Origin of the sequence: Vibrio sp. M250220 (assembly GCF_036533795.1) — a bacterium.
GTDB lineage: Bacteria > Pseudomonadota > Gammaproteobacteria > Enterobacterales > Vibrionaceae > Vibrio.
In genome coordinates this window covers 17305-41485 of record NZ_JATABI010000020.1, presented here as the reverse complement: position 1 = coordinate 41485, position 24181 = coordinate 17305, and the positions used below count along the sequence as shown (strand labels likewise).

General features: G+C 45.9%; 22 protein-coding genes. 7 read left to right on the top strand and 15 right to left on the bottom strand.

Annotated elements, in window-relative coordinates; genetic code table 11:
* Nucleotides 1–143: 143 nt before the first annotated feature.
* The 3 genes from QTN94_RS09330 to trmL all read left to right on the top strand — a co-directional run bounded on the left by QTN94_RS09330 (nucleotide 144) and on the right by trmL (nucleotide 2791).
* The gene (locus QTN94_RS09330) at nucleotides 144–839 is read left to right on the top strand and encodes a response regulator (RefSeq protein ID WP_331427492.1); all 696 of its coding nucleotides are present in this window, start codon (nucleotides 144–146) and stop codon (nucleotides 837–839) included.
* Nucleotides 839–2218, top strand: coding sequence for an envelope stress sensor histidine kinase CpxA (cpxA, locus tag QTN94_RS09325; protein ID WP_331417670.1), 1380 nt, complete (start codon nucleotides 839–841; stop codon nucleotides 2216–2218). Before QTN94_RS09330 ends, cpxA begins: the two co-directional genes overlap by 1 nt.
* Nucleotides 2219–2314: 96 nt before the next feature.
* Nucleotides 2315–2791 carry a tRNA (uridine(34)/cytosine(34)/5-carboxymethylaminomethyluridine(34)-2'-O)-methyltransferase TrmL gene (gene trmL, locus QTN94_RS09320; RefSeq protein WP_331417669.1) on the top strand — a complete coding sequence of 159 codons (477 nt, stop codon included), beginning with the start codon at nucleotides 2315–2317 and terminating at the stop codon, nucleotides 2789–2791.
* 278 nt (nucleotides 2792–3069) lie between these two features.
* Here trmL and trpS read toward each other — a convergent pair whose 3' ends face one another.
* The 12 genes from trpS to pilM all read right to left on the bottom strand — a co-directional run bounded on the left by trpS (nucleotide 3070) and on the right by pilM (nucleotide 14026).
* Entirely contained in the window at nucleotides 3070–4107 is a 1038-nt protein-coding gene (gene trpS, locus QTN94_RS09315; protein ID WP_331427491.1) for a tryptophan--tRNA ligase, read from the bottom strand.
* A gap of 131 nt (nucleotides 4108–4238) precedes the next feature.
* A complete protein-coding gene (locus QTN94_RS09310) occupies nucleotides 4239–4922 on the bottom strand; it encodes a phosphoglycolate phosphatase (RefSeq protein ID WP_331417667.1) in 684 nt (227 codons plus the stop codon).
* A 4-nt stretch (nucleotides 4923–4926) separates the two neighbouring features.
* Nucleotides 4927–5598, bottom strand: a complete 672-nt coding sequence (gene rpe, locus QTN94_RS09305) for a ribulose-phosphate 3-epimerase (protein WP_331417666.1) — start codon at nucleotides 5596–5598, stop codon at nucleotides 4927–4929.
* 124 nt (nucleotides 5599–5722) lie between these two features.
* On the bottom strand, nucleotides 5723–6550 hold the full coding sequence (locus tag QTN94_RS09300) for a Dam family site-specific DNA-(adenine-N6)-methyltransferase (RefSeq protein ID WP_331417665.1): 828 nt from the start codon (nucleotides 6548–6550) through the stop codon (nucleotides 5723–5725).
* A gap of 90 nt (nucleotides 6551–6640) precedes the next feature.
* Nucleotides 6641–8134, bottom strand: coding sequence for an SPOR domain-containing protein (locus QTN94_RS09295; protein ID WP_331427490.1), 1494 nt, complete (start codon nucleotides 8132–8134; stop codon nucleotides 6641–6643).
* Between the two features lie 78 nt (nucleotides 8135–8212).
* Nucleotides 8213–9301, bottom strand: coding sequence for a 3-dehydroquinate synthase (aroB, locus tag QTN94_RS09290; RefSeq protein WP_331427489.1), 1089 nt, complete (start codon nucleotides 9299–9301; stop codon nucleotides 8213–8215).
* A 25-nt stretch (nucleotides 9302–9326) separates the two neighbouring features.
* The gene (gene aroK / locus QTN94_RS09285; RefSeq protein ID WP_138971063.1) at nucleotides 9327–9845 is read right to left on the bottom strand and encodes a shikimate kinase AroK; all 519 of its coding nucleotides are present in this window, start codon (nucleotides 9843–9845) and stop codon (nucleotides 9327–9329) included.
* Between the two features lie 152 nt (nucleotides 9846–9997).
* A complete protein-coding gene (locus QTN94_RS09280; RefSeq protein WP_331427488.1) occupies nucleotides 9998–11401 on the bottom strand; it encodes a type IV pilus secretin PilQ in 1404 nt (467 codons plus the stop codon).
* A 42-nt stretch (nucleotides 11402–11443) separates the two neighbouring features.
* On the bottom strand, nucleotides 11444–11920 hold the full coding sequence (locus tag QTN94_RS09275) for a hypothetical protein (RefSeq protein WP_331427487.1): 477 nt from the start codon (nucleotides 11918–11920) through the stop codon (nucleotides 11444–11446).
* A complete protein-coding gene (locus QTN94_RS09270) occupies nucleotides 11910–12497 on the bottom strand; it encodes a type 4a pilus biogenesis protein PilO (protein ID WP_331427486.1) in 588 nt (195 codons plus the stop codon). Before QTN94_RS09270 ends, QTN94_RS09275 begins: the two co-directional genes overlap by 11 nt.
* The gene (locus QTN94_RS09265) at nucleotides 12490–13056 is read right to left on the bottom strand and encodes a PilN domain-containing protein (protein ID WP_331417659.1); all 567 of its coding nucleotides are present in this window, start codon (nucleotides 13054–13056) and stop codon (nucleotides 12490–12492) included. The genes QTN94_RS09270 and QTN94_RS09265 overlap by 8 nt, the downstream gene beginning before the upstream one ends.
* Entirely contained in the window at nucleotides 13046–14026 is a 981-nt protein-coding gene (pilM, locus tag QTN94_RS09260) for a type IV pilus assembly protein PilM (protein ID WP_331417658.1), read from the bottom strand. Before pilM ends, QTN94_RS09265 begins: the two co-directional genes overlap by 11 nt.
* Nucleotides 14027–14162: 136 nt before the next feature.
* Here pilM and QTN94_RS09255 point away from each other — a divergent pair, with 136 nt between their 5' ends.
* Complete coding sequence (locus QTN94_RS09255) at nucleotides 14163–16679, top strand: penicillin-binding protein 1A (RefSeq protein WP_331427485.1); 2517 nt, start codon at nucleotides 14163–14165, stop codon at nucleotides 16677–16679.
* Nucleotides 16680–16734: 55 nt separating this feature from the next.
* Here the strand turns inward: QTN94_RS09255 and oxyR are convergent, their stop codons facing one another.
* On the bottom strand, nucleotides 16735–17631 hold the full coding sequence (gene oxyR, locus QTN94_RS09250) for a DNA-binding transcriptional regulator OxyR (protein WP_331417656.1): 897 nt from the start codon (nucleotides 17629–17631) through the stop codon (nucleotides 16735–16737).
* 170 nt (nucleotides 17632–17801) lie between these two features.
* On the opposite strand from oxyR, the gene QTN94_RS09245 reads away from it, so the two are divergent.
* From QTN94_RS09245 to QTN94_RS09235, 3 genes are all read left to right on the top strand, one after another.
* Nucleotides 17802–18530 carry a redoxin family protein gene (locus QTN94_RS09245; protein ID WP_269378362.1) on the top strand — a complete coding sequence of 243 codons (729 nt, stop codon included), beginning with the start codon at nucleotides 17802–17804 and terminating at the stop codon, nucleotides 18528–18530.
* Nucleotides 18531–18712: 182 nt separating this feature from the next.
* The gene (locus QTN94_RS09240; protein WP_331417655.1) at nucleotides 18713–20170 is read left to right on the top strand and encodes a dihydrolipoyl dehydrogenase; all 1458 of its coding nucleotides are present in this window, start codon (nucleotides 18713–18715) and stop codon (nucleotides 20168–20170) included.
* 116 nt (nucleotides 20171–20286) lie between these two features.
* Nucleotides 20287–20541, top strand: a complete 255-nt coding sequence (locus QTN94_RS09235; RefSeq protein ID WP_331417654.1) for a DUF3624 domain-containing protein — start codon at nucleotides 20287–20289, stop codon at nucleotides 20539–20541.
* Nucleotides 20542–20746: 205 nt separating this feature from the next.
* Here QTN94_RS09235 and argH read toward each other — a convergent pair whose 3' ends face one another.
* Both argH and QTN94_RS09225 read right to left on the bottom strand, forming a co-directional pair.
* Nucleotides 20747–22621, bottom strand: a complete 1875-nt coding sequence (gene argH, locus QTN94_RS09230) for an argininosuccinate lyase (protein WP_331427484.1) — start codon at nucleotides 22619–22621, stop codon at nucleotides 20747–20749.
* A gap of 245 nt (nucleotides 22622–22866) precedes the next feature.
* The gene (locus tag QTN94_RS09225) at nucleotides 22867–24081 is read right to left on the bottom strand and encodes an argininosuccinate synthase (RefSeq protein ID WP_138971075.1); all 1215 of its coding nucleotides are present in this window, start codon (nucleotides 24079–24081) and stop codon (nucleotides 22867–22869) included.
* Nucleotides 24082–24181: the final 100 nt, after the last annotated feature.

The following is a 24181-nucleotide window of genomic DNA, read 5'->3' as shown; positions in this document are numbered from 1 at the left end:
ACAGCGGTTAAGTGTAGAATACGACTTGCAGCGTAAAGCAACGTCTATAGAGCGTAAAGAATCGTAAAGAACAATAATGACACTAAATCAATGGACGTTTTCCCAGTAAACTAACGATAACCAAACTAAGTTGAGACCTTGCTATGCCACATATACTGTTAATTGACGACGATACAGAACTCACAAGCCTGTTGAAAGAAGTTCTCTCTTTTGAGGGGTTCGACGTATCGGAAGCAAACAATGGTGAAGAAGGACTAGCACGACTTAGCGATGATGTTGATTTAATTCTGCTCGATGTCATGATGCCTAAACTCAATGGGATGGAAACTCTCAAACGTCTCCGAGAAGACTGGCAAACCCCAGTATTGATGCTCACGGCCAAAGGTGAAGAGATTGACCGTGTTATTGGTCTCGAACTGGGTGCTGATGACTACCTACCTAAACCGTTCAGCGATCGTGAATTACTCGCGCGAATCCGAGCAATCTTACGTCGCACTCAAAGCTCAGACAATGGCAAGCAAGGTAAAAACTCAGACTGTGTCGAATACCAAGATATTCAAATCTATCCCGGCAAGCAGGAGGCTTACTGTCAGGGCCAACTGCTTGATCTGACCACCACTGAGTTCGCATTGTTGAGCCACTTTGTTCAAAATCCGGGACAGACACTAACCAAAGAGACCCTTAGCCTCGATGTACTGGGCAAACGTCTAGCCGCTTTTGATCGCGCTATCGATATGCATGTATCTAACTTGCGGAAAAAACTTCCGGATAGAGAAGATGGCAAATCACGTATCAAAACGCTTCGTGGTCGTGGCTATCTACTGGTTGAGGAGGACTAATGCGACTTCCAAAAATCACCAGTCTGTACGGTCGTATCTTTGCGATCTTTTGGTTTACTATGTTTCTGGTGCTGATGGCGGTACTGTCTCTGCCTCACCTTGATCCAAGGAAAGCTCGTGATATTCCCGCCGATCAATATGATCGTCTGATCGAACTCAAAATGACGATTGAGAAGCAGTTCGCCAACGGGGAAAACCTTGCCAATATTCTATTCAAACTTGAAGGTCCTTCTCGCTCGCCTCGCGATACACGGCCGCGCTTTTTTGTTACCGACCTCGACGGTAGCCTGCTAACCACACAAGATTCAAGAGAACATAGATCGAAAGCGCTACAAAACTTCATCACGAGTGTCGAGCTTTCAGGAAAGCCAAAACAAAAACTATACGGTCACTACATGTTTGCCGGTCCCCTCCCTGTGACATTAGCAAAACAGGAACTATTACTGTTTGTTGGTGTAAAGTGGAATCAGCCACCTCCTTTCTTGCTACGAATGTTTGACCGACCGTTCCAGCTACTATTTGCGGTAATGATCGTAAGTACGCCCTTACTGCTTTGGTTAGCGTGGGCATTAAGTCAACCCGCTCGTAAGCTTGAACGAGCGGCAAAGCGTGTCGCGAAAGGTGAGTTTGTTGTCGACCCTAGCTTGGAGAAAGGCACCAGTGAATTCCGCCAAGCAGGAGCTAGCTTCAACCAAATGGTTGAGGCCGTGAACCAGATGATCTCAGGTCAACAGAGACTGCTGTCCGACATATCCCATGAACTTCGTTCTCCTCTCACTCGTCTGCGCATGGCAAACGCGCTTGCCACCAGAAAACAAGGAGAGAGCGCGGAATTAACTCGCATAGATACCGAAGCGCAACGCTTAGAGCAGATGATTGCTGAACTTCTTGAGCTGTCACGAATGCAAGTCGACAGCCACTTAAATCGAGAGCTACAGCCCGTCAGTAGTCTATGGGAAGCCATCCTTTCTGATGCTCAATTTGAAGCAGAACAAATGGATAAAGAACTGGTTTTCACTCCCTTGCCAAGTTGTGCAATATCAGGTAATCCCAAGTTGCTGATGAGTGCGGTAGACAATATCGTCCGCAACGCCATCTACTACGGAAAGGATCGTATCGAAGTTCAAGTGGTAGAGTCCAACCAGTACATTACGATCACTGTTGATGACAACGGTGATGGGGTACCTGACCATGAACTCGATGCGATCTTCCGCCCTTTCTATCGCGTGTCAACGGCTCGTGATAGGCACAGTGGTGGTACCGGACTAGGATTAACCATCACCGAAAGTGCGGTAAGGCAGCACAGCGGAACCGTGAGTGCAACGCGCAGCAAGCTAGGTGGACTGTGCGTGACGATCACACTCCCTCTCCATCACTAAGTATCCCTACAAAATCACTACATCAGACTTGGCGGCTGTGGCAAGCCGCCTTATACTTTCAGGCCTCAATCCTGTCAGTAATTAAAGAATCACAATATGTTTGATATCGCCCTATATGAGCCTGAGATCGCACCTAATACTGGTAACATTATTCGTCTATGTGCCAACTGTGGTGCCAACTTACATTTGATTGAGCCACTAGGGTTTGATTTGGAAGAGAAGAAAGTACGTCGCGCAGGGCTCGACTATCATGATCTTGCTCGCGTTATTCGACACAAAAACTATCAGGCATTTGTGGAATACTTAGAGAAAGAGCGCGGTGACTATCGCATCTTTGCCTGCACAACAAAAACCACAGGTCATCACGTCGACGCTCAATTCCATAAAGGTGACGTGCTGTTATTCGGCCCAGAAACTCGCGGCCTACCCGCTGATTTGATTGAAAGTATGCCTATGGAACAGCGCATCCGCATTCCAATGATGCCTGATGCACGCAGTCTCAACCTCTCCAATGCGGTGGCGATCATTGCTTTTGAAGCGTGGCGTCAAATGGGCTTTGAGGGCGCGCAATAGCGAGAAGCGAGAAGCGAGAAGCGAGAAGCGAGAAGCGAGAAGCGAGAAGCGAGAAGCGAGAAGCGAGAAAAACTTGGAAGGGTTGACAGTGTATATCAACCCTTTTCTTTTAAAATCAGACAATTAGACTTAAGCGTTAGCCAGCGCTGCCTGCAACTTTCGACTCACTCACCACAAGAGCCTCTCGAAGGACGAAGTCCGTTCTCGGAGCGAAGCGATCTAGCATCTCGAAGGGCGTAGCCCGATCTCGAAGCGCAGCGTTCTGGCTTTTCTCAGCACTACGGGCGTGTAACGAAACCTACTGCTTGGTATGCTTTCTTCAATGTTTCAGCAGCACGAGCTGACGCTTTTTCCGCACCCTGTCTCATCACTTGATCCATGTAAGCACGATCAGCGCGGATACGATGGTATTCAGCTCGGATAGGCTCAAGCATTGCGACAAGGGCTTCGCCGACATCTTTCTTGAACGGACCATACATTTCAACGCCTTGGTACTTAGCTTCAATCTCTTCAAAGCTTAAACCCGTCGCTGCCGAGTAAAGACCCATCAAGTTAGAAATACCGGCTTTGTTATCCCAGTCATGCGCGATACGTGGTGGTGTCTCTGCGTCTGTTTGAGCTTTGTTAATCTTTTTAATGATTGACTTAGGCTCTTCCAACAGAGTAATCACGTTTTTACGGTTATCGTCTGATTTTGACATCTTCTTAGTCGCATCTTGAAGGCTCATCACGCGTGCATTCACTGTTGGAATATACGGTTCTGGTACTTGGAAGATAGGCTGCTCTGGCGAATAGATGTTGTTAAAACGGTTAGCAATATCGCGTGCTAACTCCAAGTGCTGCTTCTGATCGCTACCTACTGGCACTTGGTGAGCACCGTAAAGCAGGATGTCAGCTGCCATCAATACAGGGTAGTCAAACAAACCCACATTCACATCACCGAACTGGCTAGAGGTATCTTTTGAATAACGAGCAGACTTATCTTTAAACTGAGTCATACGACCAAGTTCACCCATCTGGGTATAGCAGTTAAGAAGCCAACCAAGTTGAGCATGCTCTGGTACATGAGACTGAACAAATAGCGTGCTCTTTTTCGGTTCAACACCAACGGCAAGACAGATTGCTAATGCGTCAAGCGTCGCTTCATGCAGTGCCTTTGGATCTTGGCGAACAGTAATTGCATGAAGGTCTACTACACAGTATTGGCAATCATAATCGTCCTGCATTTGTTGCCATTGACGTAGAGCACCCAAGTAGTTACCGATACTTAGTTCACCTGATGGTTGAACACCACTCAATACAATGGGTTTGCTCATGGGAATGATTCCTTTGACTTCTTAATCTAAATATATGAAAAAACCGTGTCGATTCAGGTTATCAATCACCTAGTGACACGGTTTACTCAGTGTACTCATTAACGAGTATTTTGGAAGATATTTTATTGCACTTACGCGCAAACCGTTACAGCATCGACTAAATCTGCGATGGTGTCCGCGACGTAATCTGGCTCAGAGTCAGAGATTGGCTCACCGTGGTTGTAGCCATAAGTAAGACCAAATGAGTAACAACCTGCATTCTTCGCCGCTTTGATGTCATTGCTTGAATCGCCAACCATCAACATTTCTTCAGGCTGGCAGTTGTGCTTCTCAAGCAGCCAGTTAAGTGCGATGGGGTTAGGTTTTCTTTCAGGGAAAGTATCACCACCAATAACATCTACAAAGTATTGGCCAATGTTATGCTGAGCCAACACTTCAGGAACAAACTTGGAAGGTTTGTTGGTCACCAACGCCATCGTAAAGCCAGCACGGTGCAGTTCAGCCAAAGTCTCTTTTACCGCTGGGTATAAATGACTTAACTTGTGCCCGCCTTGTTGGTAATAATCATCAAATAACACACGAGCCTTGGCATGCAATTGTGGGTCAAGATCAGGTGACACGGTAAAACTACGGCTAAGTGAACGCCCGATAAGAATATCAGCACCGTTACCCACATAGTCTCGAACTTGCTCTTCAGTGACAGCGGGAAAGCCCAATGCTTGAACAGCTTGATCAGCCGCTACCGCGAGATCAGGTACACTATCAAGCAAAGTACCATCCAAATCGAAGGCAATCAGTTTAATACGCTTATTCATCGAATTACTTCACCTGAGCCAATTCTGCGCGCATATGGTCGATCACTTGTTTGTAATCAGGCTCGTTAAAGATTGCAGAACCGGCTACGAACATATCCGCGCCAGCTTCCGCGATCTCTTTGATGTTATCCACTTTCACACCACCATCGATTTCCAAACGGATATCGCGACCCGATTCGTCAATCATCTTGCGCACTGCACGTAACTTATCAAGGGTATTTGGAATGAAAGACTGACCGCCAAAGCCTGGGTTCACTGACATCAGTAGAATCATATCCACTTTGTCCATGATGTACTCAAGGTGTGACAAAGGGGTCGCAGGGTTGAGTACAACACCCGCTTTACAGCCGTGCTCTTTAATCAGTTGCAACGTACGATCAACGTGCTCTGATGCTTCGATATGGAATGTGATCATCGATGCGCCAGCTTTGGCGAAATCTGGAACGATGCTATCAACCGGCTTAACCATAAGGTGAACATCAATCGGTGCGGTAATACCGTAATCACGCAATGCTTTACAGATAGGTGCGCCAAAAGTCAGGTTTGGTACGTAGTGGTTATCCATTACGTCGAAGTGAACCACGTCAGCGCCTGCTGCGAGCACTTTTTCAACGTCTTCACCCAAGCGAGCAAAGTCTGCAGACAAAATCGATGGAGCGATAAGGAAATCTTTCATACCTGACCTCTAGTAGTAATTGGCATCATTGCATTCAAAACAGATTCTCTGAATTACAGAGCATTTTGCGCGCAATTCTACCTAAGCTAAAGGTCAGAAGATAGGAAAGCTTGATGAAATGTGATTATTCACCGTCTGTTGGCTTAAATAGCGCTAGCAGTTCATCGACTTTATTTCGCCCTGCACCATTGCGGCTTATAGTACGCTTCACCTTAACCACGTTAAGCTCTGCGCCATGATATAAGCGACGAGTGAGTGTTGTATCGTGGTTAGAGATAAGAACTGAGATTCCACGTTCTACCGCAGCTCGCTCGGCAACATCCGCCAAAGCGGCCTGATCATCTAAGCTGAACCCATTGCCTGCGTATGACGTAAAGTTCGCTGTGTTAGATAACGGTGCATAAGGAGGATCACAATAAACCACACTGCCCTTTCGCGCACGCTTGAAGGTCTCATGGTAGCCTTCACATACGAAAGTCGCCTTCTTTGATTTTTCCGCAAAGAACTCTAGCTCTGCTTCAGGGAAGTACGGATTCTTATACGAACCGAAAGGGACATTAAACCCACCCTTCTTGTTGTAACGGCATAAGCCATTAAAACCAAAACGGTTCATATAAAGAAATGCTAAGGAGCGATACATGACATCGTCAGTGGCATTAAACTGCTGACGAATATCGAGATAAGCTTCCTTACGATTATTCTCAGCACAGAACCAACGCTTCGCTTCCGAGATGTACTCTTGTGGATTTACTTTAAGAAGGTTATACAGGTTGATCAGATCCGGATTAATATCTGCCAGCAGGTATTGCTCGTAGTCCGTATTGAGGAAAACAGAACCAGCACCTACGAACGGCTCTACCAGTTTACGAGCTTCAGGCAAGTGACGCTGGATATCTTCGACAAGTCCATATTTACCCCCTGCCCATTTCAGGAAGGCTCGCTGCTTCTTCATCTAGTGCTCTATCTATCAACCACAAATTAAGGCTGCGGAATGTAACATATTTTGTAATTAATCTCAGGCTATTTTGCGGTGAAAAACAATCTAGTTCTCTTGGCTGCCACGATCTATCTCGCGTTGAACTTGATTCAACGACTTTGCCCACGGATCCAGTTTTTGTAATTCACTCGATAATCCAGCCACTGCATCACGTGCAACCTGAATCGTTGGGTAGTTTTGATAGGTGATAATGTACCATTCAACACCATTGCGTTCCGTTGGATAAATAAACACTTGGTTAGCAAGTTGATGCTGATCGATAAATTTCTGAACTTCTTGAAGTGAGCTAACGGCAGCAAGCTGCAAAGTGTAGCTGCGTGAAGAAAAACTCTTAAGTTCATCTTTAGTAAAGGAGAACTTAATGACCGTTTCTGTTGTTGATGGCGTCTGTTCTTGAGGCGATAACGCTTCTTCAACCGGAGTCGGTTCTTCGACCATAGATTGTTCAACCACCTCATCGATCACGCTGGTATCCACTTGTTCAGGTTTCCCTTCCATCAGCGCATCGACAACGTCTGATGTGATCACTACACGCTGTTGGGCATCATCGGCAGTACCGACACTTGTTACCTGCTCGGTGACATCGGGTGGCAAAGCCATAGAGTCATCAACCGCATTCACCAAGGTCTGATCTATAACGGGCTCTGATTCAATGATAACTGCGCTAGCTTCTGTTTCAGATTCACTTTCAGGGAGAGTAGGAATCACCGTCTGCTCCATCGACTGGGTAATTTGCTGTGCTTTGTCGTCCGCAGATGGTTGCATCATCATCCACCAGTACCCGCCACCGATTAATACCAGCAAAGTAATAACCAGTAATGCAATATTCACCGGAGAACCCACTATCGAGCGGATAATAATCCTTTTTTCCACTTTATAATCCCCTAACGCCATGATCTCGCCAGGGCGGCGAGCGACCGTCCGATACGCGTTGCGTACCCGTTTTTCCATGTCATCTTCGACAAATCGAATCACCAAATGTTCAAAAAAACGATCCGCTTCCTGCTGGCTAAGTGGTTCAATTTCAAGATCAATTGGTTTGTGTTCCTGACCATAACTTAAACGAGTCAGGAGCGCATCCATACTGTTAGACTCTGCAAACAACAGCACATTAACAGTCCAGCTCGGGTTGGTTTGCGCTTCAAGCACTAACATCCAAAGCTCAGACACAAAAGACTCACTCAGCAGATGAGCATCATCCACTGCGATTACCACATCACAGCTTTCACCTTCCATTAAGCGCGTAAAAGATTCCACAAGAGAGTCGGATGGGTTAAATAGCGGCTCGGACACGAGCTGAGTTAAGATTGTCGAGCGACGCTGGTCATCACCTTGGTTGGCATGACACATGAGTAGAGACTGGTTTTTATCTTGAGCCCACGCTTCGAGATAGCATTGCGCTAGCCAAGTTTTTCCAGCTCCCGGAGCTCCTCCTAATGTCACCAAGTTTGAGCCAAAATTAGTTAACAGCTGCAATCGTTCCAGCAGTTCTGTCTGAGAGTCTAATTCCAACACACGTGGATCATGCGCCAAGCTCATTTGCGTTATCCTAATGACAATATGAGTAGTACCAAACCAACATCATTGATGCCAGTTTGGTATTACAGACTAGAAGAATTATACGGTGCGTGCGAAGTCGATCGCTTGCTCAAGTACCGACTCAGGAACACCTTTTACTACTTCGGCTGTTCCTATACTGGTAGGCAAAACCAGTCGAAGTTCACCAGACAATACTTTCTTATCGCGCATCATGTGCTTGATAAAATCAGCAAATGACATCTGCTCCGGTGTATGGACTGGTAGTTGTGCTCTCTTCAGTATAGAAATAATTCGCTCAACTTGCTGCTCAGTGATAAGCCCTTGAAGCTGTGCGGTTTTTGCAGCCATCACGGTACCTGACGAAACGGCTTCTCCGTGTAGCCAATTACCATAACCTAACTCGGCTTCAATCGCATGACCAAATGTATGACCTAGGTTCAGCAATGCGCGAATTCCCGACTCTTTCTCATCCTGTGCAACCACTTCCGCTTTGATTTCACAACAACGTGCAATCGCGTAAGTCAGTGCTTGCTCATCCAGTTGATATAATCTGTCGAGGTTACCTTCTAGCCAAACAAAAAATTCAGGATCGTAGATGATGCCATACTTGATGACTTCAGCCATCCCCGCCGCAAACTCACGACTCGGCAAGGTTTTCAAACAATCAGTATCAATCACGACCGCTTTAGGCTGATAAAAAGCCCCAATCATGTTCTTGCCAAGCTTATGGTTTACTGCTGTTTTTCCTCCCACCGAGGAATCAACCTGAGAGAGTAGCGTTGTTGGGATCTGAATAAAATCGACACCACGCTGATAACAAGCCGCAGAGAAACCGACCAAATCACCAATCACGCCACCGCCTAGCGCAATAACCACAACATCACGGGCATAGTTGCCTTCAAGCAAGTAACTCATGACGGTGTTAAAGGTATCGAGTGATTTGTATTGCTCTCCATCTGGTAGCTCTAACACAGAGGCTTGACAGCCAAGTTGTTCTATAAGAGAGAGGATTTTATCCGCGTATAAAGGAGCCACCGTCACATTGGTGATGACGACAACTTTTTGTTTTGCAGATAAGAAAGAAAGGTGGGCCGGATCATTAAATAATCCGGCGCCAATTGAGATTGGATAGCTACGTTCACCTAAACTGACCGTAATCCGTTCCATGGGTATTCTCCAGTTGCTAAAAGTCTTAACTTTCTTCTAGCATTTTTACGATCTGGTTGGCTACCACTTTTGCACTTTGATCGTCTGTACGTACTGTGTAGTCCGCAATTTCTTCGTAAAGAGGGTTACGTTCACCCGCTAGGGATTCCAACACTTCACGTGGACTATCAGTTTGTAATAATGGGCGCTTCTTGTCGCGGTTAGTACGCGCAAGTTGCTTCTCAATTGTTGTCTCTAGGTAAACAACAATACCGCGAGCAGAAAGGCGATTGCGGTTTTCTTTGCTCTTGATTGAACCCCCACCTGTTGCAAGTACGATACCTTGCTCTTCAGTGAGGTCATTAATCACTTTTTCCTCGCGAACGCGGAAGCCTTCTTCACCTTCTACGTCAAATACCCAAGCGATATCTGCGCCTGTGCGTTCTTCGATGACAGTATCTGAGTCAACAAACTCCATATGAAGCTGTTGAGCTAGATGTCTACCAATTGTGCTTTTGCCGGCACCCATAGGGCCAACAAGGAAAATATTGCGTTTCTCAGCCATGTTTAGCAGTAATTTACAACGTTAATTCAATGACATCGCCACAAGAAAAGCCAGTATAGTACTAGCGATGGAAAAGCTTGTGGCACCGATTCCTCACAGATAATTCGTGATAAGACCCGAAATTATCTAGATAAGGTGCCATTAATGCAAATTTATTTTCGCACCTCAGAGAAATCTGACTCAGTGACTATGGTTGGAGTGACGAAAATCAGCAACTCGCTTTTAGCGATATTTTGGTAAGTACGACGAAACAGCGTTCCCAGAATGGGAATATCACCAAGCATAGGAACCTTATCTATAGAATCAGTCACACTGTATTGATAGATCCCTCCCAGGACGACGGTTTGACCATCGTTGACCAAAACTTGCGTCTCGAGTCTCTGAGTATTGATCGCCAGCGCTTCATTTTTCCCCGCTTTGACCACATTACCTGGCCGGTCTTGAGTCACGTTCAAATCGAGTATCAACTTATCTTCAGACAAAATCTGCGGTGTGACCTCTAAGCTCAGTACCGCCTTTTTGAATTCAACACTAACCACACCTTTATCCGATGTTTCAAAATAGGGAATTTCTGTCCCTTGCTCTATGTAGGCTGCCTGTTTATTTGTGGTCATGAGTCTCGGTCTTGATATGACCTCCGCCTTCGCTTCTGATTGCATTGCTGACAACTCAAGATCGAGTAATACATCCGAGCCTAAAGTCGCAAGCTGAAAAGCGATATTGGCGGCATTAACTGAAGTCGAACCGAGGTTGACATTCAGCATTTGGTCGAGGGTAAATTCTTCAAGTGTATTTTCCTCAATACTGCCCCCTATCACCGTGTTTCGGTTTGTGCGATCTAATCCCCATCGGACGCCCAACTCGTCCAATTGCCCTTCATCCACTGTGACAATACGAGCCTCTATCTGCACCTGTTTGAGGGGAATATCCAGTGAACGTACGATGTTTCTAACGCCTATCACATTAGGTTCTAAATCATGAATAAGTAGAGCGTTGGTTCGCTCATCAACACTCAGGGTGCCTCTCTCTGATAGATACGGGTTACTGCCACTTTCATTGTTACTTAGCATCAGTAACAAATCGGCAGCCTTAGCGTATTTGACCCAAATAACCTCCGAGATCGCCTGTTGTCGTTCCCTCTCCGATCGAGTGCTATCTAGAATCTGTTTCTCCCGCTCTTCAACTTCAGATAATGGCGCAACGATGATCACCCCATCTTCGACCCATTTCCCCAGTTGTTTTGACTTGAGAATGGTATTAAACACCTGCTGCCAAGAGACCTTAGTGAGTCGTAAACTCAGATTCCCACTAACCGAATCTGACACCACAATGTTAAAATCGCTATGTTCCGCCAACAACTGCAATACGATTCTCACTGGAATATCTTGGAAGTTAATCGACAGTTGGTCTCCATCCACCTCTACCTCATTCCTTTGCTGGTCGCTGTATTCGTCGCGACCTGTAGACTCCAGCGCATTAGCAGTGCTATCACTTGTCCATATACATAGCATCGTGACAAGCAACCACAGTGATAGAGAGTGGATGTTGCTACTCATTTTCCTAGGCCAAGACTCACTCATAAGATACCTTCTATTTACTCAACGCAGTTTGAGAGAATGTCGAACTGACCGCCGTTCTGGTTCAGAAAGCACTTCTCGCATCACGACTGAGTCAGCCGTTATCTGCTCAACAACCATTGTTCCCGAATCGAGAGATTGCTCTGTCGTCGCACGTTTTATCTCTCCTTGAGGTGTTTGGAGAAACGCAGAGGCTGCTTTCGCACCAATGATGGTGCCTTTGAGTAACCAGTTGTTGAGCGGACAATCAATCGTGGGCTGGCACGTTGATAATTGGTTCTCGACACTATTGTTTTGAGTCTGAATCTCGATGACTGGCAGCTCAAACGGATCTCGAACCGCCCGTTTAGCACTAAGACCTTGTGCATCCCTAGCCAATAATACAGATGCCGATGCCTCAGTAAGATAATCCATCTTAGATGCCACGAGTTCTTGCTTGGCTAGGCATCCTTTTGCCATCAAGCCAACCACTAAGGCAGAGAGAACCTTAGTCTTCATTGTTCTCTCCAATCAACAACTGATAAAGATAGACCCGCAGTCGGAGTTTCAATGGCAAATTTGCCTCTGCGCTATTTTGCCAATGAACCTCTTCAACGACGATCACTTGAGGGAGTTGAGCGAGATCGCGGATAAATGCTCCGATATCAAAATAGCGCCCACTCAGCTCAATATTGATAAGCTGGCGATAGAATAATCGGTCCGTGTCTTGCTCTTGCACTTCGATACGAGTGAATGTCAGGTTTCGCTCTACACCAAGCCGGTTCATTTCAACCACCACATCGGTGATATCGGGTTGAGACAAGAAGGGGGCCGAGATCTGCCTCTTTTGTTCCAGTGCCAGACGGTAGTTCGCTTTAATATCTGTCAATTCAGCAAGTTTCACCAAACTCTCATCAATCAGCAATTGCAGTTGTTGTTGCTGTTTTTCAGTGACGACGACTTGGGCTAGTTTTGGGGTTAGATACCATTGATAACCAATACCCTGTATAAACACGAAAAAGAGTAGAGTGATGAGTAGTTGGTAACACAATGGCCATTGTGACCATTGTTCAATGTTGAAAGTTAGCTTAGCCATTTGGGAGTCCCTCACTGCCATCTAGCGAAAATGAGAGCTCCGCTTTGTGGTAAAGAAGACCAGAAAAGTAACTGTCATTGGTTATCGAATGAATTCGGACCTGTTGGCACCATTGGCAATTTTCGAGTGAGTCTAGTAGTGCTCTGATATTGGCGATCTCTCTGCTGATCGCCACCATTTCAATCTTATTCCCCACCATCTGAAGGCTAACGAGATACACACGTAACGGGATATAGACAGGAAGTGATTCAATAAACTGAACGACGGTGTCGGTTCGTTGCTTCAGCTCAGCTAATTCTTCATGATGCCCACGTACGTTATTCAGCTCTCGCCGCACATTGTCCAACTCTCCTTGTTGCTGTTTTGTCTGTGCTAACTCTGAGTTCAATAATGCCAAGTGAGATAGCTTGATATCAATTTGGTGATCAATATAGATACCCGCCAAACCTTGAATAGCAAGAGCCACCATAACACCTGAGTTAACTAACCACTTCAAGCGCTGCTTTTGTTGGTGCCTGCGCCATTCTCTCCAAGGAAGTAAATTAACGTTATACAACACTCTTCGACTCCAACCAGCTAACACCTCGCAAGGCCGCTCCGGTGGCGATCGCAAATGCCCCTCCCTCTAACTCACTTCTTGGCACGCGACAAGACGACCACTCTAGTAGTTCAAAGGGATCAAGTACCTGACATTCTAGCTTTAAGTAAATGTGTAGCCATTTAGAGAGTTTTGACAGCTGCCCTGCCTCTCCGCATAACCAAATTCCCTGAATGTTGACATTGTAGATGGATGCAATGAGCTGAATTTGTCGTTTTAGCTTCTCGACTAATCCTTGCGCGAATGCCTTGAACTGGCACTGTGATAAGGTCGGCTTATGCTCATCTTCATTGCCGACATGAATATCCTTGCAATAAGGAGCATGAAGAGGAAAATCAATACACACTGTCGAGAGATGCCGATCGATATTGATGAGCATCCAGTCATTGCGACCTAACTGACTCGCCGCCAGTTGCCAAACTCGGGCTAGGCTGTGTGAACGAAGGTCTATCAGCAGCGGGGACATTCCTGCGGCTCGCAGCACTTCAATTCGATTATTCACGACACCCTTTTTGGTCGCGAAAACTTGAAACAATCGAAATTGATCGGTGTTTTGCTCCTCCAGCTCAACGTAATCTAAGCACAACTCCTCTACAGGAAAGGGGGACTGAGACGAAAATGCATCGAGAAGAGCAAATTCTATTTCATGCCGACTAGTGGCACTATCTATCTGTAATACTTTACTTATTACTGAATTATCAGCGAGAGTAAGTGCTACTTTGCGACTAATTCTTGGTAAAGTCTTCCTTAGTTCTTTGAGTTTCTTTACAATTTTCTGATAATTTAACATGTGGTTATCAGAGAAAATGCCAGCTTCAATCGGTAACTCTTGGTAACCTACCAGTGCGTATCTGCCCTTGTATGGTTTAAGTACGACCACTTTTATACTGTGGTGGCCGATATCAATACCTGAAACTACTGATTTACCCATGCTGCTAATGCCTTATAGTTGCTAAGCTCTTATGTGTAAGTGAGTGGTTCAATAAGCACATAAATGATTGAGCTAACTGTTAGCTTAAAATACAAGGGTTTGCATATAGTGAACCCAATTATTCAGGGAATCTCCGGTGAAGTTCATAAAGCGTTTGTTTATTTTCACACTGATTTGCATATTTCTTGGAATCGGAACTATTTTCGGTTTCTATTTATATGTCAAACCCGAGCTACCAGATGTAGCCACCCTAAAAGACGTTAAACTGCAAACTCCGATGCAGGTATTTAGTCAAGATGGCAAACTGATCTCTCAGTTCGGCGAAAAACGTCGCATACCTGTCGCCTATGACGACATTCCCCAACATCTTATTGAAGCGCTTATCGCAACCGAAGATAGCCGTTTCTATGACCACCCAGGTATTGACCCAATTGGTATTACTCGAGCGGCGGTTGTGGTGGCACTTTCTGGCTCAGCGAAACAAGGTGCGAGTACCATTACGCAGCAGCTCGCGCGTAACTTCTTCCTCTCCAACGAGAAGAAGATAATGCGTAAAATCAAAGAGATATTCATTGCCATCCATATTGAACAGCTTCTAAGCAAAGAAGAGATCATGGAGCTGTACGTCAACAAGATTTTCTTAGGCTACCGTTCATATGGGTTTGGTGCCGCTGCACAAACCTATTTTGGCAAAGAGCTTAAAGATTTAAGCCTAAGTGAAATTGCCATTTTAGCGGGCATGCCTAAAGCTCCGTCGACAATGAACCCAATTTACTCATTAGAACGTGCCACTCATCGACGCAATGTTGTTTTACTTCGTATGCTCGATGAAAAATACATCACGCAAGATGAGTACGACCAAGCTCGTGAAGAACCGATCATGTCTCAATACCATGGCGCTGAAATTGAACTAAGTGCACCTTATGTAGCTGAACTTGCTCGTGCTTGGATGGTTGCACGCTACGGTGAAGACGAGGCATACACCTCAGGTATGAAGATCTACACCACGGTCGATTCTAAACTGCAAGCCGCAGCAAACGACTCTGCGATTAACAACCTACTCGCTTACGATGAGCGTCACGGCTACCGCGGTGCTGAGAAAGTATTGTGGAAAGAAGACCAAGCCGCGTTTGAACAAGCCCAAATAGATAAAACTCTCAACGATGTGCCAAGCTACGGTGAACTCATCCCTGCTGTTGTCACTAAGGTTGAAAACAAACAAGCAACCATCTCAGTAAAAGGACAAGGCATTCAAACCTTAACTTGGGATAACATCAAATGGGCACGTAAGTTCCTAACGGATGACCGCCAAGGTCAGTCGCCATCAAATGCAAAAGAAGTGCTCAAAGCTGGTGAACAAATCTGGGTACGCCAAGTCAAGATCACCTCAGATAACGACGAAGCAACATTTGCATGGCATCTCAGTCAGGTTCCAAATGCTAACACGGCTTTCGTTGCTATGAATCCTGAAAATGGCGCTGTACTTTCTCTGGTGGGTGGCTTCAACTTTGTCCACAACAAATTTAACCGTGCGACACAATCGGTACGTCAGGTAGGTTCAAGTATTAAACCATTTATCTACTCTGCCGCGATCGACAAAGGAATGACCCTAGCATCGCTGGTCAATGACGCACCGATTAACCAATGGGATCAAAGTCAGGGAACAGCGTGGCGTCCTAAGAACTCACCACCAACCTACATTGGCCCAACTCGTCTACGTATTGGTTTAGCTCAATCGAAAAACGTAATGGCAGTGCGCGTGCTGCGTGAAGTCGGCCTTGATGAGACCCGTGAGTACCTAACGCGTTTTGGTTTTGAACTTGATCAGTTACCACGCTCAGAAACAATTGCACTCGGCGCAGGCAGCTTAACGCCAATCAAAATGGCGCAAGGCTATTCTGTTTTCGCCAACGGTGGTTACTATGTGGAACCTTTCTATATTAGTCGCGTAGAAGGACCATTCGGAGACCTAGAATTTGAAGCCACACCTAAAACCATCTGCCGTCAGGGCTGTGAGTCAGCGCAAAGCATTAGCGGCCAATTTGCTGAGCAAGACGTGACTGAACAACAGCCACCCCAGTATGCACCTCAAGTTATTTCTGAGCAGACTGCATTCTTAATGCGCGAAATGATGTACAGCAATATTTGGGGTGGCGGTAACTGGCGTGACGGTACTGGCTGGAACGGCACAGGCTGGCGAGCTCAATCGTTAGAACGTCGTGATATAGGGGGTAAAACCGGTACCACAAACGACTCTAAAGATGCTTGGTACAACGGCTATGGCCCAGGTATGGTTGCAATCGCTTGGGTTGGGTTTGATGACCACAATCGTAATCTAGGGACAACCAAGCCAAACAGCAACTTGGATAAAAATCAGATTTCAGGTGCAGAAGCGGGAGCCAAAACCGCTCAACCAGCATGGGTAGACTTTATGCACACCGCTTTAGTTGGGGTACCTGAACAAACGAAAGTCATCCCTGAAAACATTGTCCGTGTTCGTATCGACAGAGACTCAGGTCTACTTACCAATAAGTTTGATTCAAGCTCCATGTTCGAATATTTCCTTGAAGGAACAGAACCGACTGAGTTTGTCACCAATGAGATCTCAAACAACATCTATACCTCAGAAAATGGTGGTGAAGAGCTGTTCTAACCAATAAAAAAGAGGTTGATGTGCAGACATCAACCTCTTTTTTTATCTCAGTATTCTACGCCTGCGATTGCGCTAACTGATGTGCGATGGCTTCAGCAATCTGCTCGAAACGAGCTCTTAAGGGAGACCCTGGGCGGTAAGCCAACACGATACTACGTGAAGGCACAGGATTGATCGCCTTAACGTAGCAAACGCCATCCTTCTGCTTCTCTTTTGGCAATGACAGCTCAGGCAAGAGTGTAATTCCCGCGCCTGCGGCAACCATGTTTCTCAGAGTTTCCAAACTGGTTGCTTTAAAGCGCTCGTCATCTTTCGCACCTGCGGCAAAACAAAAGCCCAAGGCCTGATCACGTAGGCAGTGGCCATCACCCAATGCCAGCACAGTTTTGCCATTGAGTTCCAACATATCAAGTTCATCAAGATCAGCCCATTCATGGCCACAAGGAACAGCGACACTCAGTGGCTCATTGTAGATCTCAATCTCCTTGAAAGGCGCCGTTTCTGTCACAGCCGCCAGAACAAGACAGTCAAGTTTGCCATCCTCTAGCTGGCGCACCAATTGATGCGTTTGAGCCTCATGTAGAAACAGTTCTAAATCCGGAAAACGCTCTTTTAGCATAGGGACGATTTTAGGCAGCAGATAAGGTCCGACTGTCGGAATAAAACCGATATGCATTGGCCCGACCATCTCACCAGCTTGACCACTGGCCATATCTCTAAAGGTTTTCACCTCTGCGAGAATTCGCTTTGCTTGGTCAACCAATTGCAACCCCGCGTCGGTAAACAGTACCCTGCGGCTGCTCCTTTCCAGTAGGGCCGCTCCTAATTCATCTTCTAGTTTGCGGATCTGACCACTCAACGTAGGTTGACTGACGAAACACGCCTCAGCAGCTTTACGAAAATGTTTGTGCTCAGCGAGCGCGACTAAATACTCAAAATCTCGAATATTCATAATTGGTTGTTTCTCCATCCTAGTAGATAGAAATTATCTATCAAAACCATAGCATCAAACGATTAGAGCTATCAAAGGATTTTTTTAATAATAGCTTCATCGAAACGGAGCACAGTGAAAGCACTGATAAGACTTACCACCAAATTACATAAAATCAAAAGGAAACAAATATGTTTGCATCTAAAGAAGGTCAAAACGTACCACAAGTTACTTTCCCAACTCGTCAAGGTGATGCATGGGTTAACGTAACCACTGATGAGCTATTTAAAGGTAAGACTGTATTAGTATTCAGCCTACCTGGTGCGTTTACTCCGACTTGTTCATCAAGCCACCTACCTCGTTACAATGAGTTGTTCCCTGTATTCAAAGAGCATGGTGTTGATGAAATCCTATGTGTATCGGTCAATGACACATTCGTTATGAACGCATGGAAACAGGATCAGGAAGCAGAAAATATTACCTTCATTCCTGACGGTAACGGTGAGTTCACAGACGGTATGGGTATGCTAGTTGACAAAAACGACCTTGGCTTCGGCAAACGTTCATGGCGCTACAGCATGCTGGTTAAAGATGGCGTAGTAGAAAAAATGTTCATCGAACCAAACGAACCAGGTGACCCGTTCAAAGTCTCTGACGCTGACACAATGCTTGCGTACATCGCTCCTGACTACAAAACACAAGAATCTATCACTGTGTTTACTAAACCAGGCTGCCCATTCTGTGCGAAAGCGAAACAAAACCTGATTGACCACGGTCTTCAGTATGAAGAAGTGGTTTTGGGTAAAGATGCGACAACAGTAAGTCTACGTGCAGTCACTGGCCGCTCTACAGTTCCTCAAGTTTTCATCGGTGGTAAACACATCGGTGGCAGCGAAGAGCTAGAAGCTTACCTAGGCTAATAAAACCCTCGGTCTCCCGTGCCACTGCGGTGCGGGGGACACCTAAATTCTACTCCTCCCCAGTCTTGATAAGTCGTTGTCTCAGGGCAGTCCCACGACTTATCCAGATTGATACAAACATAGATTCAAATCCTCAAGCTTTCTCACTCGGAAACGCTTGGAGTAAAAAGCGAGACCCAATTATGAAACAGTTAAATGTCGATGTTGCCGTTATTGGTGGTGGTACAGCAGGTTTAGGCGCATACCGCGCAGCAAAAGCACATACAAACAGCGTTGTGATGATTGAAGGCGGCCCATACGGCACCACTTGTGCTCGCGTAGGTTGTATGCCTTCGAAGCTATTGATTGCTGCGGCTGAAAGCGTTCACCAAATCGAAAAAGCACCAGGTTTTGGTGTTCATCCTCAAGGCGAAATCGTGATTAACGGCCGCGAAGTGATGGATCGTGTAAAACGTGAACGTGACCGTTTTGTAGGCTTTGTACTGGAAGGTGTCGATGAGATCCCAGCAGAAGACAAGATTGCTGGTTACGCAAAATTTATCGACAACAACACCTTGATCGTCGATGACCATACTCAGATCCACGCGAAACGTATTGTTATCGCGACGGGTTCACGTCCAGCATACCCTGCGGTTTGGAACGAACTCGGGGATCGTCTCATCATTAATGACGATGTGTTTGACTGGGATGATCTTCCTCAAGCTGTTGCTGTATTTGGCCCTGGTGTTATTGGTCTTGAACTTGGACAAGCGCTGCATCGTTTAGGTGTCAACGTGAAGCTGTTTGGTCTTGGTGGTCAAGTAGGCCCAATCACTGACCCTGAAGTCATGGCTTACGCAGATAAAGCCTTCAAGCAAGAGTTTTACTTGGATGCGGACGTTAAAATCGAAAGCATGAAGCGTATTGACGGCACAGACAAAGTTGAAATTCTCTTTATTAATCAAGATGGTGAATTGGAAAGCTTTATCGTTGACTATGTATTGGCAGCCACTGGACGTCGACCAAACGTTGATAAACTAGGCTTGGAGAATACCACTCTAGAGCTGGATGAGCGTGGCGTTCCAACCGCTGAATATTACACGCTGCAAACGTCAGTAGAGAGCATCTTTATTGCTGGAGATGCCAGCAACCAAATTCCATTGCTGCACGAAGCAGCAGATCAAGCGCGTATCGCAGGGGATAACGCAGGTCGTTTCCCAGATATTCGTGCAGGCCTGCGTCGTTCACCAATATCAGCCGTCTTCTCTGACCCACAAATCGCAATGGTTGGTGAGACCTATAAGCAGCTAACCACACGTTTAGGTAATTGTGGCTGTTTCGCGACGGGTGAAGTTTCATTTGAAAACCAAGGTCGATCTCGCGTTATGTTACGCAATAAAGGCATCCTTCACGTATACGGAGAACAGGGTACTGGTCGCTTCCTCGGTGCTGAGATGATGGGACCGAATGCAGAGCACCTAGCTCACCTGCTAGCCTGGGCACACCAGAATAAAATGACTGTGTCTGAGATGTTAGATATGCCTTTCTATCATCCGGTGATCGAAGAGGGTGTACGCACAGCCTTACGTGACCTAAACGCTAAACTACATCTAGGTCCAGAGATGATCAAACACTGTCTAGATTGCGGCCCAGGCTGCTAATCCAAAATCAAAAGCGAGCCTAAATGGCTCGCTTTTTTGTATCTGGTTGTGGAACAGCACGTTCTCTCTGGGTTAGGATATAAACCACTCAATACGCTCACTAATAAGCCACCAGCATGACATGCCAGTATTGTAAAAACAGCCAATGGTTTTGGAAAAAACTTGGCCGCTGCCAAAGATGTATCGATCAACTCTCTGTGCTTTCTGTTTTATGTTGGATTGTATGGTGGTTTGCGTTTAAAGATAACCCGAAAACTATCGAATCGATCGCGCTTATTTTGGCTGGTTTTGCTTTCAACGGTCTACTCTTCCTGCACCTTTGGATGCGCTTTGTGATCCTTCCATGGCGAAAACGCAATGGCAAAGAGTAGCACCATAACAGCGAAGTGCTCGAGCCAATCAAATTTAGCGAGACGCTAAAAAAGAAAAAGCCCCAAAACCAATATCTGGTTTGGGGCCTTCTTAGATTCTTCTAAGAAAAAGCAGTGGTATTTTTATAGACTCTGCTTAATCTTATTTGTTCCAAAAAAGAACGATCTTTTTTGATCTTTTTTTGATACATTCAGATTCAATTACTTACGCGACGCTGACGCGTGCAATGGCTTGCTCAACCAAATTGACTTCAAGTGCCACTTCGTCACAAGCGTGTTGCCTTGGACATTGATCGCAATCTTTTAGTACCTTCTCAGGCAATAATGACTTCGATGTCGGCAAGAAGGCCTGCTTCATAAAGAACTCTGGTGTTCTCGTTAGAACAAACACTTTTTTGATTGCCATCAAACGGGCTTTTTCTACCAAATACTGAACAATCGCACTGCCTTGTCCCTGTTTTTGCCAGCCAGCTTCAACACCTAATGAGCGAATTTCAGCTAAACCCGAGTCATACACATAAAGGGATGCACAACCAGTCACTTCCCCATGATGTTCCGCGACAGCAAATGAGCCAATATCACGCACAAGTTCGCTACGTGAACGCGGTAAGTTTTCACCCATATTCGCCCAGTAAGCCACCATACCTTCCAATGCTTCAATATCCGTCAGACGTGCAGGTCTCACCTTCACTGCGGAGGTATCACGTTTAATCAAACGCCCTTCGGCCTGCTCAACCGCATAGGCAACCTGCTTAGGTGAAACCCCACCTAAAGCGCTGCGTTTTTCTAAGCACGACTCGATGGTCAGAATACTGTATACATCCTCTTCGATAACGTCTGAAAACTCTTTGAGCTCAGCGATAGAGAGCTCTTCTAGAGCACTGCCTTTAGCAATCGCACCCACGACAGCCACACCAACAATATGGTGAGCTTCACGGAATGGGATCCCTTTCGCGACCAAATAGTCAGCCAACTCAGTCGCATTCGCATAGCCTTGCTTGGCCGCTTCAAGCGTACGTTCTTTATTTACCTTGATGCCGTCAAAGCAGAGTGCAGCCATCTCCATACAATCGTTCCACGTATCGAGCGCATCGAACAAGCCTTCTTTGTCTTCCTGCATATCTTTGTTGTACGCAAGAGGCAGAGCTTTAACCGTCATCATCATGCCTGCCAATGAACCGTAAACACGACCGGTTTTGCCACGAATCAATTCAAGAGCATCAGGGTTTTTCTTCTGTGGCATCAGTGATGAGCCAGAGGTGACGGTATCAGCCAATTCGATAAAGTTAGACTCACCCGAGTTGTAAAAGATCATATCTTCAGCAAGGCGAGACAAATGCAGCATCGAAATAGAGGCGACAGACATCAGCTCCATAACATGGTCACGATCGGAAACTGAATCAAGAGAGTTACGTGTTGCTCTGCGGAAACCCAGATTATGCGCTAACACTTCACGATCGATCGGATAAGCCGTGCCTGCTAGCGCACCTGAACCTAATGGACAGGTATCAAGACGGGTAATCGCATCATGTAAGCGCGAGTAGTCACGCTCGAACATTTCAACATACGCCAAACACCAATGAGCAAAGGTCACTGGCTGAGCACGTTGTAGATGGGTATAGCCAGGAAGAACCGTATCCTGATGTAGTTTCGCTACCGATACCATCTGAGCTTGAAGACGATCAAGCGCCATAAGTAACTGCTGCCCTTGTTGACGACACCATAGCTTTAAGTCGGTTGCGACCTGATCGTTACGCGAACGACCAGTGTGGAGCTTTTTACCTAAGTCTCCCACTTTGCCAATCAACTGCTGCTCAACCCAAGAGTGGATGTCTTCCGCATCTGAGCGCAAAATTTGGTGTGGGTCTTCCATCACCTCTAGCTTGAGTTCATTCAATGCCAGTTCGAGCTTCTGCTGCTCTTCTTCACTCAGCACGCCAACAGACATCAGAGCCTTAGACCAAGCGATTGACCCTACAATATCTTGTTCAGCTAGTCGGTAATCGAAGCGCAATGAGTCGTTAAAGTCTTTGAATCTCGTATCTGCCGCTTGGGTAAATCTTCCGCCCCATAATGCCATCGCGTTTCTCCTGATTACCTTGCTCACTATTTGTGCTAGTAGCTATATTGCTTAAAATGACTCTGAATCTGATTCAGTTTTTATGATGAATCAAAGTTACGGCAAAACCCAACAAAAATAAAGTATTAATTCATTATTTTTACATATTTATTCACGACAAAATCTATCACTCATCTGCGATGAACATATACGTAAAAAGCCCATTTGGATACCAAATGGGCTCTAACTGTTAATGCATATCTCAATTATTTTTTCTGGCTATTCAGCGCACGAATACGGCTTGATAGCGAGTAGAGACGAATGAAGCCTTCCGCGTGGCTTTGATCGTACACTTCGTCTTCACCGAAGGTCGCAAACTTCTCACAGTATAGGCTGTTGTCTGAACGCTTTTGAGTCACTGTCGCTTGACCTTTGTATAGTTTAACCACTACTTCACCGTTCACGTCCTGAGCCAGCTCTTCTGATGCAGCGAGAATCGATTTACATAGCGGTGTGAACCAACGGCCGTCGTACACTAGATGAGATGCTTTTAGGCCTAGCTCTTCACGGAACTCAAATGATGTTTTATCCAGCACCAGTTGCTCTACTGCACGTAGTGCTTCCATCATGATAGTGCCCCCTGGAGTTTCGTAACAACCGCGTGACTTCATACCAACCAAACGGTTCTCGACGATATCAATACGCCCTACACCGTGTTTAGCACCTTTTTCATTTAGGTAAACCAGTGCGTTGTATGGCGTCATTGTTTCACCATCAACAGCAACCACTTCGCCTTTTTCAACTTTTAGCGTGACATATTCCGCTTCGTTTGGCGCTTGCTCTGGATCAACGGTCCAAACCCAGCAATCTTCATTCGGCGCATTCCAAGTCTCTTCAAGAACACCACCTTCGGTTGAGATATGCCATGCGTTTGCATCACGTGAATAAATTTTCGTTAATGATGCGGTACACGGAATATTACGCTCAGCGAGGTAGTCAAGACACTCTTCACGGCTAACAAGATCCCACTCACGCCAAGGTGCGATAACGTGCAAATCCGGTGCTAGAGCGGCGAATGCTCCTTCAAAACGAACTTGGTCATTACCTTTACCAGTACAACCGTGACACAGTGCATCCGCACCTACTTTACGTGCTACTTCTACCTGAGCCTTAGCAATGATCGGACGCGCCATTGAGGTTCCTAGTAAGTACTTACCTTCGTAGTAAGCGCCCGTTTTAAGCGTTGGATAAATGTATTCCGCGACCATCTCTTCTTTTAGATCCGCGATATAACACTCAGATGCACCAGAAGCTTTTGCTTTTGCTTCGATACCTTCTAGCTCTTCTGCACCTTGGCCAACATCTGCGACAAATGCGATAACTTCACAGTCATAGTTCTCTTTTAGCCACGGAATAATGACTGAAGTATCCAGACCGCCAGAGTATGCGACAACAACTTTATTTACTTGAACTTTGCTCATCTTTCTTTTCTCCAAAATCCCGGCTCTGCGCTTGGCGGTCAGTGCTACGGGTTACATCCTGATTGTTTTTTTTGGCTGCACCGCTACATGCGTTGCAGCT